The sequence below is a fragment of the Micromonospora sp. NPDC003241 genome (assembly GCF_053589795.1).
The window spans coordinates 55267-71868 of the sequence record NZ_JBSFSO010000003.1 but is presented as its reverse complement, the minus strand read 5'-3'; the positions used below and the strand labels follow the sequence as shown (position 1 = coordinate 71868).

Below are 16602 nucleotides of genomic sequence, written 5' to 3'. Positions count from 1 at the left end.
GGCGCGGACCGACGGATCCAGCCGGCGCACACCGACGTGCCCGACCGGCGGCAGACCGCCGACGACGGGGTCCGGCGGTCAGGAGGTGGTGGCGGGGCGGCCTACGGCCCGCAGTTCCGACAGCGCCGACGCGAACCCGTGCAGCATGTCCGTCGCTTCGGTCAGCCGTGCCGCAGACGGGTGCTCGCTGGTCGGCCGGTACTCCTCGGCCAGGTAACCGGCCGCCGCCACGACCAGCCGCTCGTACGCCCCCACACCGGCGTCCAACTGTCCGGTCAGCGCCTCGTGCGCCTCGGTGAGCGCGGGACGCGCGTCCGGGGGCGCGAGGCGGACCGCGCGTTCCACGCTCGCCACCCGGTTCGCCAGTTCGCGCAGCGACTGCTCGGCCACGGCGGCCTCGGCGACGGCGGGCTCGGCGAAGCCGGTCAGCCGGCCACCCATCGACGCCAGGGTCGACGCCGCCCGGTCCAGCCGTTCCCACGGCTGGGCCGCGCTGGTGCCGCGCAGGGCGCCACGGGATCGTGCCCGGCGCACCTCGGCCACCACCCCGGCCCCGACCGGTAGCCGTTCCACGGCGGCGACCAGACGGGCGCGGCTGCGGGCGGCGGCCTGGGCGGGGTCGAGGGCGGGTGGGGCGGGCTGGGCGGACAGCGCCCGCAGGTCCACCCAGCGCCAGGCGGCCAGGGCCGTGGAGGCGCCTGCAGCGGCGGCCCAGAAGGCGTCGGCGAGGCCAATGCCGGCGTACGGGGTCAGGATGACGGTGGCGCCGCCGAGCCCGCCGGCCAGTACGCTCCACCGGCGGGCGGAGCGGCGGAGCTTGCCCAGCCGACGGAAGTAGCGGGTGCGCTCGTCTGCTGCCACCGTCGCCTCCTTGACGCCTCGGTTCAGCCGGCGGCGCTGGCGTCGCCGGTGTTGCGATCCCGGTTCATGCTGGCCCGCAGCTCGTCGAGGCGGGCCACACCCGGGTCGTTGGTCTGTGCCGCCGGCTGCTGGCCGCCACCGACGGCGTTCTGGTCGGCCGTGCCACCGAGCTGCTCGCCGGCCATGCTGGCCCGGATCTGGTCGAGGCGGGACGCCCCGGCCACGTCCAGCGTAGCCTTCTGGATCTCCAGCATCCGGCCCTCGGCCGAGTTGCCGGCCAGCTCGGCGCGGCCCATCGCGGTGGAGTAGCGGCGCTCGATGCGGTCGCGGACCTCGTCCAGGCTGGGCGTGCTGCCGGGGGCGGTGAGCGCCGACATGGACTCCAGCGAGGAGGCCACGGTCTCCTGCATCTTGGCCTGTTCGAGCTGGCTGAGCAGCTTGGCCCGCTCGGCGAGCTTCTGTTGGAGGATCATCGAGTTGTTCTCGACCGCCCGGCGGGCCTGACCGGCGGCGGCGAGCGCCTGGTCGTGCAGGGTCTTGAGGTCCTCGGCGGCCTGCTCGGAGGAGACGAGCTGGCTGGCGAGAGTCTGTGCGGACTGCTCGTAGCGGCCGGCCTCGGTCTCGTCGCCCTTGGCGCGGGCCTGGTCGGCGAGGACCAGTGCCTGCCGGGCGTTGCTCTGCAACCGCTCGACGTCGGACATCTGCCGGGAGAGCTTCATCTCCAGCTGCCGCTGGTTGCCGATCACCGCGGCGGCCTGCTGCACGAGCGCCTGGTGTTGCCGGTGCGCCTCGTCGATCGCCTGCTGGAGCTGCACCTTGGGATCGGCGTGCTCGTCGATTCGGGCGCCGAAGAGCGCCATCAGGTACTTCCAACCCTTGACGAACGGGTTCGCCATCTCCGCCGTATCCCCTCAGTCACGTCGCTGCGCCAACCGCCATGTCCGGCCGGCCCAGCTCGGCCACCGGCGATGGTGGGTCCATCGTCCCAGCCGAGCGCCAGCACGACATCCGTACCGGCGCGAGGGGGACGCTGCGATCAACCCTACGCGGCGGTCGCCACCTCGACCATCGGCCGGCGGCTCACGCGGTGTGGAACACGCTCAGGCGGCGCAGACCACGTCCCGCTCGGTGCGCTCGGCGGAGCGGACCCGGGTGCTGCGCAGGGTCGCCTTGAGCGGGGACTCCTGGCGCACCGCGACCGCGACGGAGCCGTCCGAGCTGACCTGGCGTACGGGTCGACCGGTGGACTTGTGCACCGCCGTCGCGCCGACCGGAGTCGCCTCGGCCGGCTCGTCCTGCACCGGCACCAGCACGCCCGGTAGCTGCTCGGCGAGGGCGACGGTGTCGCTGACCTCGCGCAACAGCTCGGACAGGCGAGCGCCGAGCGCGTCGCAGATCGCGGCGAGCAGTTCGCTGGAGGGTTCCTTGTGGCCGCGTTCGATCTCGGACAGGTAGCCCAGGCTGACGTTGGCGGCGGAAGAGACCTCGCGCAGCGTGCGGTGCTGCCCCTGCCGGCGCGCCCGTAGTGCGTCACCGATCACCCGGCGTAGCAGGACCATCGCACCTCCCCTGAGGGACACAGTTCGCCCGGCCGCCGGCCCGGTGGTGCGCACCGGCTCCGACTGTCGGAGCTTTCCCGCAACCGTACCCGTTGCGGGCCGCCGCGACATCCCGCCCCGCCCTCCTAGCTTGCGGCAGCGACGTCCTTCTGCACGTGGGCGGCAACCATCCGAAGCGCCTCGGTGACCGTTTCGCCCCGAATGTGGTCCCGGCTACCGTCCAGGTGGAGTTCGCGTACCTCGCTGCCGTAGGGGCCGGCGACCGCGACGTAGACCAACCCGACCGGCTTGCCGTCCTGCGGCTCCGGCCCGGCGACCCCGGTGGTGGCCAGGCCCCAGTCGGCACCGCAGCGCTTCCGCCCGCCCTCGGCCATGGCGGCGGCGACGTCGCCGTCCACCGGGCCGCGCGCCGCCAGCAGATCCGCCGGTACGTCGGCGAGCTGTTCCTTCAGCTCGGTCGCGTACACCACCAGCCCGCCCCGGTAGACCGCGCTCGCCCCGGCCACCTCCACGATCGTGGCGGCCAGCAGTCCACCGGTCAGCGACTCGACGGTGGCGAGAGTCTCCCGCCGCTCGGTGAGGCGGTGCACCACACCGGCCGCCGCGCTGCCCATCTGTCCTTCGCCTTCTCTGACACCCACGCCCTGCATCCTTCCCGACAAGCGGGCGGTCTACTCGCCGCACCGCCGGGGCGAACGGTCAGCGGGTCCGCCGCAGCCGCAGGGCCTGCGCGATGTAGTCGAACCCGGTGACCACCGTCACCGCGACCGCCGCTGCCATGATCCACGGACCGACGGCGGCCAGGCCGTCGGGCATCGGCCAGAGGTACCAGGTGATGGCGAGGATCTGGAGCGCCGTCTTGACCTTGCCGCCCCGGCTCGCCGCGATCACCCCGCGCCGGATCACCCAGAAGCGCAGCGCGGTGATGCCCAGCTCGCGGGCGAGGATGACCACCGTCACCCACCAGGGCAGTTGGGCGTACCAGGAGAGCAGCAGCAGGGCGGCGCCGGTGAGCGCCTTGTCCGCGATCGGGTCGGCCACCTTGCCGAACGAGGTGACCAACGAGAACCGGCGGGCGATCCAGCCGTCGACCAGGTCGGTCGCCGAGGCCACCACGAAGATCACGCAGGCGACGCTGCGCCACCCGGCGTGCGTCATGCCGGAGACCACCACACAGGCGGCGAAGACCGGTACGAGCAGCAGCCGCAGCGCGGTCAGCGCGTTGGCGGCGTTGACCACCGGGACCACCCGGGCCACCACGGGCAGCGGGGTGGACTCCGTCGCCTCCGTCATCGGCGCGTTCTCCGGCAGCACACCTGGTCGCTCTCCCGCTTCGTCCTGGTCGGCGGTCACCGTGTCGCGCCGGGCGCCGCCGAGATCATCTCATCGGGTACGGCGACCAGGTCGACGCCCTCGGTGTCGGTGACGGTGGCCCGGACCAGGTCACCGGGGCGCAGCGCGGCCAGGTCGACCCCGCCGCCGTCCGGGGCGACAAGGGTGGTCGAGCCGTCCACCTCGGGAGCCTGGTGCGCGGCCCGGCCCTCGACCACGCCGCCGTCGACCGAGTCGACCAGCACCTCGACCGTGGCGCCGAGACGGTCCTCGGCCCGCTGCGAGCACAGCTCGTCGGCGAGGGCGCTGAGCTTGTCGTACCGCCGCTTGATGGTGGCGGCGGAGACCTTGCCGGGCAGTCCGGCGGCCTCGGTGCCGTCCTCGTCGCTGTAGTCGAAGACCCCGATCGCGTCGAGCCGGGCCTCGGTGAGGAAGCGGACCAGCTCGTCGTAGTCGGCGCGGGTCTCACCGGGGAAGCCGACGATGAAGTTGCTCCGCGCGCCGGCCTCCGGGGCCAGGGCCCGTGCCGAGGCCAGCAGTTCCAGGAAGCGGTCGGTGGAGCCGAAACGCCGCATCCGGCGCAGCACCGGCTCGCTGGAGTGCTGGAACGACAGGTCGAAGTAGGGCGCCACGCCGGGCGTGGTGGCGATCGCCTCGACCAGACCGGGCCGGGTCTCGGCCGGCTGGAGGTAGCTGACGCGGACCCGGACGATGCCGTCGATCACCGCGAGCTGCGGCAGCAGCTTCTCCAGCGCGCGGGGGTCGCCCAGGTCCTTGCCGTACGACGTGGAGTTCTCGCTGACCAGCACCAGCTCACGGACACCGCTCTTGGCCAGCCACTCCGCCTCGGCGAGCAGCTCGTCCGGCGTACGCGAGACGAACGCGCCCCGGAACGCCGGGATCGCGCAGAACGTGCAGCGCCGGTCGCAGCCGCTGGCCAGCTTGAGCGAGGCCACCGGGCCGCTGTCCAGACGGCGACGCAGCACCGGACGCAGGTGCGCCGGGGTGTGCTCGTCCACCTCGGCCACCGTGCCGTGGCCGGGCAGCGACACCGCGCTGTCCCGCCGGGCGACCGGGGTCAGCGGCAGCAGTTCCCGCCGGTCGCGGGGGGTGTGCGCGGCGAACTCCCGCCCGGCGACGACCGCGTCCAGCCGGGCCGCGATGTCCGGGTAGTCGTCGAAGCTGAGCACCGCCTGCGCCTCGGGGAGGCTGTCGGCCAGCTCCCGGCCGTACCGCTCGGCCATGCAGCCGGCCGCGACCACCTTGGCCCCGGTGTCGGCGGCGGCCAGCAGCGTCTGGATCGAGTCCTGCTTGGCCTTCTCCACGAAGCCGCAGGTGTTGACCACCACCACGTCGGCGCCCTCGCCGTCGGTGGTCACCTGCCAGCCGTCGGCGTGCAGGCGGGCGGCCAGCTCTTCCGAGTCGACCTCGTTACGGGCACAGCCCAGGGTCAGCAGGGCGACCCGGCGGCCGTCGGCGGGCTGCTCCGGGTCGCGGGGCGACGCCGGACGCACCGCCTGGGAGTCGTCGACAGGAGAGGTGGCAGACACCATCCGAGGGTACCGGGCCACCGACCCCCGACCGACAGCCCGGCCGGCTCCCGCCCCACCGGACACGGACGGGCGGGGCGGGCTCGGGCCGACCGGGCAGGGCGCGCGCCGACCGACCGGGCACGGCAGGGCCGGACGTCAGGCGGCCGGGGCGAGGACCGAGACCAGGCGGTCGAGCAGGAACACCTCGCCGCCGGCCAGGCCGACCGAGCAGAAGACCGAGATCTGGTCCGCGTCGGTGCGGCCGGGTGCCGCGCCGGCCAGCACCGCGCCCAGGTCGCGCAGGCGGCCGGCGTACGGCGGTTGGGCGGCGAGCATCGGCGGAACGTACGCGCCGGCCTGCTCCGGGGAGTCGCTGGCCAGCACGGCGGCGGCGTCCAGCAGGTCGGTGCCGAACTCGGCCCGGTCGCACTGCTTGAAGCCGACCGCGTTGACGTGCGTACCCGGGGAGACGTCGGCGGCGGTCAGCACCGGCGTGGTGGACGTGGTGGCCAGCACCACCACGTCCCGACCCCGGGTGGCCCCGCGCACGGTGTCCACCGCGCGGGCCGGGACGCCGAGTTCGGCGCGGACCCGGGCGGCGAACGCCTCCCGGCGGGCCGCCGAGCGGCTGTGCACGGTCACCTCGCGCAGCGGTCGTACCGCGGCGGCGGCCCACACCTGGGTCCAGGCCATCCGGCCGGCACCGATCACGCCCAGCGTGGCGGCGTCCGGGCGGGCCAGCGCGTCCACCGCGACCCCACCTGTCGCACCGGTCCGCCGGGAGCCCAACTCCTCCCCCACCGCCACCGCCCGCACCACCCCGGTACGCCCGTCGTGCAGCACCACCACCTGCTCGGCGCCCGGGTGCCCGAAGGTGTCGTACGACCGGTAGCCGTACCACTCGTCGCGCAGGTGCCCGGCGGTCAGCACCATCCGGCCCCCGCCCAGCGGCGCGGCGGCCCGGGGCGGGGCCACCAGCCGCCCCTCGTACGCGGCGAGCAGGGCGTGGCGCATCGCGTCCACGGTGGTCGCGGCGTCCAGCGCGGCGGCGACCTCCGGGTCGCAGATGAGGACCGTCATGCCTGCCATCGTGCAAGTTGAAGTCACCTTGAGGTCCACTCCCGGTGAGTGTTCTCACCCGAGCCGTCCACCGCGTCCGGTGCTACGGTCGGTCCCGACGGCCCGCGTGGCCGTCCCGGACGAGTCGTGGGCGTACCCGGTGAGCCAAGACGCCCCGCGTGATGGACCCGACTCGTCCCGGCGCCCCGGTGGCCCGGGCGGCCCTGAAGAGGTGACCCGATGGCCTGGATCGCACTGGTGATCTCCGGACTTCTCGAAACGGCGTGGGCGATCGCCCTGGACCGCAGCGCCGGTTTCACCCGACCCGTCCCCTCCGCGGTCTTCGCGGTCACGCTGGTGCTCAGCATGGCCGGACTGGCGTACGCGCTGCGCGAGATCCCGGTCGGCACCGGCTACGCGATCTGGGTCGGCATCGGCGCGACCGGTACCGCCCTGGTCGGCATGCTCGCGTTGGGCGAGTCGGCCAGCGTGCCCCGGCTGCTCTGCCTGCTGCTCGTCGTCGCCGGTGTGGTCGGGCTCAAGGTCTATCACTGATCCGTGGCCGGGGTGCTGTTTGGACGGCACCCCGGCATGGGTACTGGCCGATCAACGACGAGTTGACCACCGGAGGAGATCATGGCCAACATGCACGCCGGCACCCGCCCGCGCACCAACGCCGCCCGCATCTGCACGATCGCTGGCTTCGTCTTCGCCGGTCTCGCGCTGTTCCTGTTCCCGCTGCTGTTCGGCCTGGTCGCCGTCGGGCTCGGGGTCGCCGGCGCGGTGCAGGGCGACAAGCCGCTCGGCTGGTACGCCGCCGGGGCGGGCGTGGCCGCGATCCTGCTCAACCTGGTCCTCGCGGCAGCGCTGGCGAGCTGACCCGCGACACCGCAGACGAGGAAGGGCCCGCCGGACGTCCGGCGGGCCCTTCCTCGTGTGTCGGTCGGCCCGCAGTGGCGGTGCCGACGGGTCAGCCCGGTGCCGGGGTCAGCCTTCCGCGCCCCGCAGACCGTCCAGGACCTCTTCCAGCTCGTCCGGCTTGATCAGCACGTCGCGGGCCTTGGAACCCTCGGAGGGGCCGACCACGCCCCGGGTCTCCATCAGGTCCATCAGGCGGCCCGCCTTGGCGAACCCGACGCGCAGCTTGCGCTGGAGCATCGAGGTCGAGCCGAACTGCGAGGTGACCACCAGCTCGACCGCCTGTACGAGCAGGTCCAGGTCGTCGCCGATGTCCTCGTCGATCTTCTTCTTGTTCTCCTGGGCGGGGGCCAGTACGTCGGAACGGAACTCCGGCTCGCGCTGGTCCTTGCAGAACTTGACCACGTCGCCGATCTCGCGCTCGGTGACCCAGGCGCCCTGGATCCGCACCGGCTTCGACGCGCCCATCGGCAGGAACAGGCCGTCACCGCGCCCGAGCAGCTTCTCCGCGCCCGGCTGGTCCAGGATGACCCGGGAGTCGGCCAGCGACGAGGTCGCGAACGCCAGCCGGGACGGCACGTTGGCCTTGATCAGACCGGTCACCACGTCGACCGAGGGCCGTTGGGTGGCGAGCACGAGGTGGATGCCGGCGGCCCGGGCGAGCTGCGTGATCCGGACGACCGAGTCCTCCACGTCCCGCGGCGCGACCATCATCAGGTCGGCCAACTCGTCCACGATCACCAGCAGGTACGGGTACGGGCGCATCTCCCGCTCGCTGCCCGGTGGCGCCTTGATCTCGCCGTTGCGGACCTTGCGGTTGAAGTCGTCGATGTGCCGGACCCCGTTGGCCGCCAGGTCGTCGTAGCGCATGTCCATCTCGCGGACCACCCACTCCAGCGAGTCGGCGGCCTTCTTCGCGTTGGTCACGATCGGGGTGACCAGGTGCGGGATGCCCTCGTAGCCGGTCAGCTCGACCCGCTTCGGGTCGATCAGCAGCAGCCGCACCTCGTCCGGCGTGGCCCGGGTCAGGATCGACACGAGCAGCGAGTTGAGGATGCTCGAATTATGGGTCGGCACGAGTGCCCGGCTGGCCAGGTACAAATGGCTCGGGCTGTCCACCTGAATACAACGGACGGGTACCGACGGGATCGGCCGCACGTCGACGATGTACCGGCGGGAGGTCGTCGAGCGGTTCTCCACCACCTGACGACTGAGCTTCCGACCCAGCCGGAAGACTTTGTCTGCCGGAGTGAAGCGAATTCGATAGGCGGTCGAAGTCGTCGGCTTTCTTCCTCTGACGGCCTTCGTCGTCATCGTCGCCTGATACCCGAGGCCACGGATGAGCTCAAGGGCGTCGCGGGCGAGCCGCTCGTTGGTGAGCGTCAACTCCACACCACCCCGCTTCGAGACGGTGCCATCGGTGTCTAGAAGACCAGCCAAAAGGGCACGCCGTTGAGGCTCAGACGCTCTCAGGTACACCGGCGGGATGTGTTTGTCCCCGATCTCCCGAAAGAGCGCCCGCATCGTCCGATACGGCTGCCGACCGGCTTCGGGCAACGTCACCGGCGCATGGACCACTGCTCCCTGACATTGCTTGCGAGCGCGATAGACGGCTGCCGCTGACACCCCGACAAACTTGGCGGCGGCTCGCCCCCCCACTCCCTGCTCCGCCAGCAACAGCGCTTCCGCTACACGTCGGTCACGGTCGGGGCGGTTCGAGATGGTGTAGTGGAGTTTGCTGGCCGCATGCTTGGTCAACAGGTAGCCGTCGATTCGGATCTGATCGAGAATCTCGTCGTCAGCGGAGGTGAGCATGGCAGAGCCGGTTGTCCCATCGCCCAACCAGCATCCCAGGGTGTACGGAGCAACAGGCAGTTCCTGCTCGGGACAACTCAGCGGGGCCGCGACATCCACGGCATGGTTCGTCCACTGTCCATTCGGTCCCACCCGCAGGGACGCAGCGATCTCAGCCGTCGTTACGGTGCCCTGGGCGAGGTACTTCCTACCACTCGACCGTCCGGGACCGAGTACGCGATGGGACAGCATGTCATACACGCATCGACGAGAATAGGTGGGCACCCAACGAGTCACCGTTCGACCACCACGCTCGTACGGCACCCTGGCAAGCTCTGACCGCTTCGGGACATCTCGGAGGATCTGGTACAGAACATTCCGGAACTGCGTGCCCAGGTCCGTCAAGACCTCCCGGCTCGACACTGGACGATCAGGATCCCTCATCACCTGGGCCCAGCGGTCGGCGATCAGATCGCGATCCGCTGATGACCAGTAGGACCCGTCCTTCCACCGGTGCAGACGGTGGGTGCGCTCGGCCCGGGTCGTCGTCCGCCACTCGTGGTTCTCATCAGCGACGATCGTGGTGCCGTCGGAGAACTCCACCTCGTAACAGGGCCGATCGTGCATGACCGGCGTGACGGCAACGACCGTGCACGGCTGGCCGTGCTCGTCGAACACCTGATCACCGACCCCGAGCTCCCCCATAGTGGACCAGCCGGCAGGTGTGGCTATCGGTGTGTCCAGAGCCAGAGCCTTGCCCGCGCCGGTGGCACCGGCGATCAGGATGTGCGGCATCTTGGCCAGGTTGGCCACCACGAATCCACCCTCGATGTCCTTGCCGAGGGCCACCACCATCGGGTGGTGGTCGCTGGTGGCCGCCCGCGACCGCAGCACGTCGCCGAGCGCCACGTTCTCCGGGTCGGTGTTCGGGATCTCCACGCCGACCGCGCTCTTGCCCGGGATCGGGCTGAGGATGCGGACGTCCGGCGACTTCACCGCGTACGCGATGTTGCGGGAGAGCTGGGTGATCCGCTCGACCTTGACGCCGTGGCCCAGCTCGACCTCGTACCGGGTCACCGTCGGGCCCCGGGTGAATCCGGTCACCGCCGCGTCCACGTCGAACTGGTCGAAGACGCCGGTCAGCGCCGCGATCACCTCGTCGTTGGCCTTGCTGCGGCTCTTCGGCGCGGCACCGGTACTCAGCATGTTCGCCGGAGGCAGCGTGTAGTCCCCGGCCATCCCGGTCAACGCGAGCTGCTCGGCCCGGGTCGGTGCGGGCGAGTGCTCCGGCGGCTCGGCCGGCTTGCGGCTGGCCGGCACCCGGGACGGCGCCTTGCGCGGCAGGACCACGGTCTCCTGGAGGTCCACCCCGTCCAGGTCCTCGAAGTCGTCCGGGTCGATCGGCGGAGGCGTCCGCTTCGCCGGCCGTCGTTTCGGCGGCGTGGCGGGCGTCTCGGCCTCGTCCTCCTCGTCGGTGCGGCCGATCACGGTCCCGGCCAGCAGGCCGAGCCGCTCGGGCACCTTGTTGATCGGCGTCGCGGTCACCACCAGCAACCCGAACACCAGCAGCAGGAGCAGCAGCGGCACGGCCACCCACGCGGTCACCGCGCGCTCCAGCAGGCTGCCCACGCCGGCGCCGATCAGGCCACCGGCGAAGTCCCGCTCGGTCGGGTCGGCCGGCTGCTGACCGATGTGCAGCATCGCGGCGGTGGCGACCAGCATGGAGCCCCAGCCGATCAGGCCGCGGCCCCGGTGCTCGGGGTCGCCGGGTTGCCGCATCAGCCGCCACGCGCCGATGCCGAGCAGCACCGGCACCACGATGGAGATGGCACCGAGGAACAGCCGGATCGTGTCGGCGAGCTGGGCGCCCAGCGGACCGGCCCCGGAGAACCACAGTGCACCTGCGGTGAGCAGGGCGAAACCGATCACCAGCAGCCCGGCGCCGTCGCGGCGGTGCTCCGGATCGATGTCGGCGGCGGAGGCGGCCTGCCGGCCGGTGGCGCGTACCGCCCACCCGACGCTGTGCGCCAGACCCATCCACACCGCACGGACCGCCCGGCCGACGTACGCCGCCGGGCCCGGTCCCCGGGCCGTGGTGCGACGCCGGACCGGCGCCCGGGTCTTCTTCGCCGGTTGGCGGGCACGACTGTTGTTCGTGCCACCGCGCGGCGACGCGCCGCGTCGGCGGCTCGCCTGAGAGGTACGGCCCGCCATAGCATCACCGTAACGGCGGGCCCCGGGATCTGCCGGTCTTACTGGTCGCGTCCGCGTGTCGCAGCGCGGCCACCGCCGTATGCCGTGATATTCGCCCCAGGGAAGGGTGTCCGATGGCGTCGCCGGAGTTCGAGGACGGACCGTTGGCCGGCCATCCGTCGGCGCTGCGGCCGTTGACGCACGACCTCGTCTCAGCCGTGCTGGCGCGCCGAGGGCACCCCGTCGACGCCGACGGGGCCGCGCTGGTCGGCCGGTGGGCCGAGGGCCACATCTGGTTCCTGCGCGCCGGGGACGACGGCGAGATCCTCCAGGTACGCACCGTCGCCACGCCCGCGTTCGGCGTCGATGAGGTGCCCCGGCTGCACGAGTTCTGCAACACCTGGAACCACGACCTGTTCTGGCCCAAGGCGTTCGTGCACGTCGACGACACCGGCCGGGCCCGGGTCTGCGGCGAGGTGATCACCGACCTGGAACGCGGCGTCACCCCGCACCAGCTCGACCGGCTGCTCGACCGGGGCATCTCCACCGGTCGCCGGCTGGCCGCCGAGGTGGGCCGGCTCGTCGGGTCGGAGCGGTCGTGACCGGCTGGCCGACCGGTCCCGGACGTGGCCGCCAGCGCAGCCGGACCACCACCGGGCCGGTCCCCGGTGAACGGCCCGCCGACGCGTTGCACGACGCCCGGGACCGGCCGGACGGCGAGGCGCGGATCGCCGAACTGGAACGCGTCGCCGCCCTCGCCGAGGCCGCCGGTGACACCGCCACCGCCCGGGCCGCCTGGTCCGAACTGGTCGAGACGCACCTGCGCGGCGGCGAGCGGTGGCGGCTGTTCGAGCCCGTCCGGCGCTGCCTCGACGCCGCCGCCCGCGCCCGGCCGCTGCCCGGCGGCCCCGACGACGAGACGCTGCGCCGCTACCGCCGGTACGCCGCCGAAGCCCTGCTCGGCACCCCCCGCATCGGCCTGGACCAGGCCGCCCACCTGCTCGACACCGGCACGGGCCCCGGAATGCTGGCGGCGGGCGGGGACGACGTGGACGCGGTGGTGGCGCAGGTGCGCTGCCGGATCGCCGACCACCTCGGCGACGAGCCCGCCGCCCGGCACTGGCTGCGCCGGTGGCAGGCCGCGCGCGCCGACCCGGCCGCCGGATGTCCCGACTGCCTGCCGGTACGCCAGGCCGACCTGCTCGCCGGCTGGGGCGACTGGACCGAGGCGCTCGCCGCCGTCGCGTCCGTCCTGGACGGTCCGGGCGGCTGCACCGCCCAGCCGGAAGCGGCCCTGACCGGGGCACTGCTGCCCTGGCTGCGGGCCGGTGAGACGCACCGGGCCGCCCGCGCCCACGTGCGCGCGTACCGGCGGCACCGGGTCGAGCCCGACGGGTTCGGCCACCTCGCCACCCACCTGCGTTTCTGTGCCCTCGGCGGGCACCTCGGGCGAGGGCTGGCGATCCTGGTCGAGCAGTTGCCCCGGCTGGACCAGCCGCACGACGACCGGTCGGTGATGGAGTTCACCGCCGCCGGTGCGCTGGTCTGCGTCCGCGCCGCCGCCGACGGCGACCACCCGGTACGCCGACCGGCCTACCGGGGACGGCCGGCGGCGCAGGTCACGGTGAGCGCGCTCGGCACCGAACTGCTCGCCGTCGCCACCGCCCTGGCCGGTAGCTTCGACGCCCGCAACGGCACCGGCCACCAGTCCGGCCGGATCGCCGCCTGGCTGTCCGAACGCCCGCTGGCCGCGCCGGTGCCGCTGCCCGGCGAGGACGGGATCGAGCCGGACGACGAGCCGTGGCCCGGCGACGCCGCGCCGACCGGGTCCGCCGACGACGCGACCGGGGCCGAGGGCGGAACGGTCGACGGGACCGGGGCCGAGGTCCTGACGGGCGGCGGAGCCGGTCTGGCGGTGGACGAGATCGGCGCGCTGACCGTACGGATGATCACCGAGGCGCTGGACCGGAGGGGTGACGGGTACGCCCTGGACCCGACCGGCACCGTGCTCGGGCGCTGGGGCGACGCGGTGATCCAGTTCCGGCGGGCCGGGGAACGCGGGGAGATCCTGCACGCCCGGGTGGTCGCCGGTCGGCGGTTGCCGACCGCCCGGCGCGCCGAGGCGTACGCGTTCTGCAACGGGTGGAACCGCGACCGGCTGCTGCCCAGCGCGTACGTGCACGATCCGGGCGAGGGTGAACTGGTGCTGGCCGGCGAGGTGACCACCGACCTGGCGTACGGGGTCGCCCCGGCACAGGTCACGGTGCTGGTCGACGCGGCGGTCCGCACCGGGGTCGCGTACGCGGAGGCGGTCGCCGCCCTGCCCTGAGCGGACGTACGACGGCCCGGCCGGACGTGACGCGTCCGACCGGGCCGACGGAGGAGATCAGCGTCGACTGCCCAACGTGGCGAAGTTCTGCGTGGTGAGCAGCGTCAGGTTGTTGCGTTGCAGGATCTCGTTGACCGGCTGGTAGAACGTCGTGCCACCGCGTACGCAGTCGCCCGAGCCGCCGGAGGTGACGCCCTGCGCCTGGTTGCCCGAGATCCACGAACCGCCCGAGTCACCGGGCTCGGCGCAGACGTTCGTCCGGACCAGTCCGCTGACCAGACCCTCCGGGTAGCGGACGGTGGCGTTGCGGGCCTGCACGGTGCCGCAGCGCACGCCGGTGGTGGAGCCGGACCGGCAGATCGACGATCCGGCCGGCACCTCCTGCGAACCGGCGACCCGGGCGATGCCGCCCCGGAAGTCGGTCACCTCGGGCAGCACCCGGGTGTTCTGGTTGACCTGCACGAAGGCCCAGTCGTCGCCGGGGAAGGACGAGGCCCGGAACACGCCCTGCAACTCGCCGTCGGCACCGGAGGTCCGGGCACCGACCCGGCCGCAGTGTCCGGCGGTCACGTAGCCACCGACCACGGCGAAACCGACCGAACAGCGGCCGGCGCCGACGAAGAAGGGTTCGCCACCACGGACGTCGGCGAAGAGGCGCGGCTGCTCCTCGGTGGCCATCCGGACCGCCTGGCGGGGTACGCCGGCACGCGCCACGAACCGCCAGCCGGCCGCTTCGGCGCCCGGGGCGGCGAGCACCACCACGCTGTTGGTGGCGACGTCGACGTACCAGCCGGAGACGTTCTCGGCCCGCCCGGCGGTCCGGTCCATCCGGGTCTTGATCGCGTCGAGTTGCCCGACGCCGCGCTCCACGACCTTCGGCACCGCGCCGGTGGCGCGTACCCGCTGCGCCTGTGCCTCGTCGGCGACCGCGACGTTGAGCTGGCCGCCGTCGGCGCTCAGCCAGCTACCGGCGTAGTCCCCGCCGAGGTCCGACCGGAGCTGGTCGACGACCCCGCTCGCCCAGCGTTCGGTCTTCAGCCGCGCCGCGACCTGAGCCTGGTCCAGCCCCAGGTCGCGACGCATGGCCTCGACCACCTCCGCGTCGGCGCCCGCCACGGCCTGACCGGTCGGCGCGGCGTTCGGCGCGTTGCCGTCACCGGCGAAGGACGGCAGGGCCACCGCCGCCGCCGCGCCCAGCGCCGCCACCACGACACCGATGGCTGTCAATCGTCTGCGGTCCATCCGCCATGCTCCTCCCGGCCGGCGCGGGGCACGCCTGCCGGATCGGAGTACGGGCGGATGGACCGAACGGTTCAGACTTCGACGACAGTGGGCACGATCATCGGCCGACGACGGTAGGCGTCGTTGACCCACCGGCCCACGGTGCGACGGACGATCTGCTGGAGCTGGTGCGGGTCGGTGATGCCGTCCGCGGCGGCCCTGTTCAGGGCCTCGGTCACCAACGGGATCACCGCGTTGAACGCCTGCTGGTCCTCGGAGAAACCCTTGGCGGACACGGTCGGCCCGGCGACCACCTTGCCGGTCACCGAGTCCACCACCACCGTCGCGGCGATGAACCCGCCGTCACCGAGGATGCGACGCTCGGTGAGCAGCGACTCGCTGACGTCACCGACGGCCAGGCCGTCGACGTAGACGTACCGGCTCTTGACCCGACCGACCAGACTGGCCCGACCCTCCACCAGGTCGACCACGTCGCCGTCCTCGCAGAGCACCACCCGGTCGGCCGCCACGCCGGACTCGATGCCGAGCCGGGCGTGCGCCCGCAGGTGCCGCCACTCCCCGTGCACCGGCATCAGGTTGCTGGGCCGCACCACGTTGAGCAGATAGAGCAGCTCACCGGCGGGCGCGTGACCGGAGACGTGCACCTTGGCCACGTCCTTGTGCACCACCACCGCACCCGCCCGGGCCAGCCGGTTGATCACCCGGTAGACCGAGGTCTCGTTGCCCGGCACCAGCGACGAGGCCAGCACCACGGTGTCACCTGGGGCGATGGTGATGTGCCGGTGGTCGCCGCTGGCCATCCGGCCCAGGGCGCTCATCGGCTCGCCCTGCGACCCGGTGGACATCAGCACGATCTGCTCGGGCGGCATCGACGTGGCCTCGTCCAGACCGACCACCAGGCCGGCCGGGATGTTGAGCAGCCCCAGGTCGCGGGCGATGCCCATGTTGCGGACCATGGACCGGCCGATCAACGCGACCTTGCGGCCGTGCTCCAGCGCCGAGTCGAAGACCTGCTGCACCCGGTGCACGTGCGAGGCGAACGAGGCGACGATGATCCGGCCGCGCGCCTTCGCGAAGATCGAGTCGAGGACCGGGCCGATCTCCCGCTCCGGGGTGACGAAGCCGGGGATCTCCGCGTTCGTGGAGTCCGACAGCAGCAGGTCCACGCCCTCGGCGCCGAGCCGGGCGAACCCGGCCAGGTCGGTGATCCGGCCGTCCAGCGGAAGCTGGTCCATCTTGAAGTCGCCGGTGTGCAGCACCAGGCCCGCCGGCGTACGGATGGCCACCGCCAGCGCGTCCGGGATCGAGTGGTTGACCGCGAAGAACTCGCACTCGAACGGACCGAGCCGCTCCCGGCCGCCCTCGCGCACCGTCAACGTGTACGGCTGGATCCGCCGCTCCGCCAGCTTCGCCTCGACCAGCGCGAGGGTGAACTGGGAGCCCACCAGCGGGATGTCCGGCTTGTGGGCGAGCAGGTACGGCACCGCGCCGATGTGGTCCTCGTGCCCGTGGGTCAGCACGATCGCCTGGATGTCGTCGAGCCGGTCGAGGATGGGACCGAAGTCCGGCAGGATCAGGTCGACACCGGGCTGCTCCACGTCGGGGAAGAGCACGCCGCAGTCGACGACCAGCAGCTTGCCGTCGTACTCGAAGACGGTCATGTTCCGGCCGATGGCGCCGAGCCCGCCGAGCGGGGTTATCCGCAGTCCGCCCTCCGGCAGCGGCGGCGGAAGTTGGGCCTCCTCGTTGTGCGCCTCGGTCACGCGTTCACCTCATTCTGCGA

At 72.8% G+C, this 16602-nt stretch carries 13 protein-coding genes, 1 pseudogene and 1 riboswitch; of the genes and pseudogenes, 4 read left to right on the top strand and 10 right to left on the bottom strand.

The genetic code is table 11. From position 1 onward, the window contains the following. Positions 1-78: 78 nt before the first annotated feature. The 7 genes from pspM to ACWDVW_RS03625 form a co-directional block, all read right to left on the bottom strand. Positions 79-861 carry a phage shock envelope stress response protein PspM gene (pspM, locus tag ACWDVW_RS03655; protein ID WP_449944355.1) on the bottom strand — a complete coding sequence of 261 codons (783 nt, stop codon included), beginning with the start codon at positions 859-861 and terminating at the stop codon, positions 79-81. Between the two features lie 23 nt (positions 862-884). Beyond that, a complete protein-coding gene (locus ACWDVW_RS03650) occupies positions 885-1757 on the bottom strand; it encodes a PspA/IM30 family protein (RefSeq protein WP_449944352.1) in 873 nt (290 codons plus the stop codon). Between the two features lie 204 nt (positions 1758-1961). Next, a complete protein-coding gene (locus ACWDVW_RS03645) occupies positions 1962-2420 on the bottom strand; it encodes a helix-turn-helix domain-containing protein (RefSeq protein WP_449944350.1) in 459 nt (152 codons plus the stop codon). A 125-nt stretch (positions 2421-2545) separates the two neighbouring features. After that, positions 2546-3070 (bottom strand): CinA family protein, encoded by a 525-nt coding sequence (locus ACWDVW_RS03640; RefSeq protein ID WP_449944858.1) that lies wholly within the window; start codon positions 3068-3070, stop codon positions 2546-2548. A 49-nt stretch (positions 3071-3119) separates the two neighbouring features. Further along, positions 3120-3713: a CDP-diacylglycerol--glycerol-3-phosphate 3-phosphatidyltransferase gene (gene pgsA / locus ACWDVW_RS03635; RefSeq protein WP_449944346.1), complete on the bottom strand. Its 594-nt coding sequence runs from the start codon at positions 3711-3713 to the stop codon at positions 3120-3122. A 56-nt stretch (positions 3714-3769) separates the two neighbouring features. Continuing rightward, the gene (gene rimO / locus ACWDVW_RS03630) at positions 3770-5305 is read right to left on the bottom strand and encodes a 30S ribosomal protein S12 methylthiotransferase RimO (protein ID WP_449944344.1); all 1536 of its coding nucleotides are present in this window, start codon (positions 5303-5305) and stop codon (positions 3770-3772) included. A 135-nt stretch (positions 5306-5440) separates the two neighbouring features. Continuing rightward, positions 5441-6364: an ornithine cyclodeaminase family protein gene (locus ACWDVW_RS03625; RefSeq protein WP_449944341.1), complete on the bottom strand. Its 924-nt coding sequence runs from the start codon at positions 6362-6364 to the stop codon at positions 5441-5443. Between the two features lie 93 nt (positions 6365-6457). Beyond that, a riboswitch (guanidine-III (ykkC-III) riboswitch) is annotated at positions 6458-6523 on the top strand. 60 nt (positions 6524-6583) lie between these two features. Here ACWDVW_RS03625 and ACWDVW_RS03620 point away from each other — a divergent pair. Continuing rightward, on the top strand, positions 6584-6898 hold the full coding sequence (locus ACWDVW_RS03620; RefSeq protein ID WP_449944338.1) for a DMT family transporter: 315 nt from the start codon (positions 6584-6586) through the stop codon (positions 6896-6898). Between the two features lie 81 nt (positions 6899-6979). Next, positions 6980-7222, top strand: a complete 243-nt coding sequence (locus ACWDVW_RS03615; protein WP_131057160.1) for a hypothetical protein — start codon at positions 6980-6982, stop codon at positions 7220-7222. A 126-nt stretch (positions 7223-7348) separates the two neighbouring features. On the opposite strand, the pseudogene ACWDVW_RS03610 reads toward ACWDVW_RS03615, so the two are convergent. Continuing rightward, positions 7349-11269, bottom strand: a pseudogene (locus ACWDVW_RS03610) (DNA translocase FtsK 4TM domain-containing protein); the annotation flags it as partial. 113 nt (positions 11270-11382) lie between these two features. Here ACWDVW_RS03610 and ACWDVW_RS03605 point away from each other — a divergent pair. Further along, positions 11383-11850 (top strand): YbjN domain-containing protein, encoded by a 468-nt coding sequence (locus tag ACWDVW_RS03605; protein WP_449944334.1) that lies wholly within the window; start codon positions 11383-11385, stop codon positions 11848-11850. Then, on the top strand, positions 11847-13577 hold the full coding sequence (locus ACWDVW_RS03600) for a YbjN domain-containing protein (protein ID WP_449944331.1): 1731 nt from the start codon (positions 11847-11849) through the stop codon (positions 13575-13577). Before ACWDVW_RS03605 ends, ACWDVW_RS03600 begins: the two co-directional genes overlap by 4 nt. A 57-nt stretch (positions 13578-13634) precedes the next feature. Here the strand turns inward: ACWDVW_RS03600 and ACWDVW_RS03595 are convergent, their stop codons facing one another. Together ACWDVW_RS03595 and ACWDVW_RS03590 are read right to left on the bottom strand one after the other, a co-directional pair. Then, the gene (locus ACWDVW_RS03595; protein ID WP_449944328.1) at positions 13635-14819 is read right to left on the bottom strand and encodes a S1 family peptidase; all 1185 of its coding nucleotides are present in this window, start codon (positions 14817-14819) and stop codon (positions 13635-13637) included. A 71-nt stretch (positions 14820-14890) separates the two neighbouring features. Then, a complete protein-coding gene (locus ACWDVW_RS03590) occupies positions 14891-16582 on the bottom strand; it encodes a ribonuclease J (RefSeq protein ID WP_350693796.1) in 1692 nt (563 codons plus the stop codon). Positions 16583-16602 lie beyond the last annotated feature (20 nt).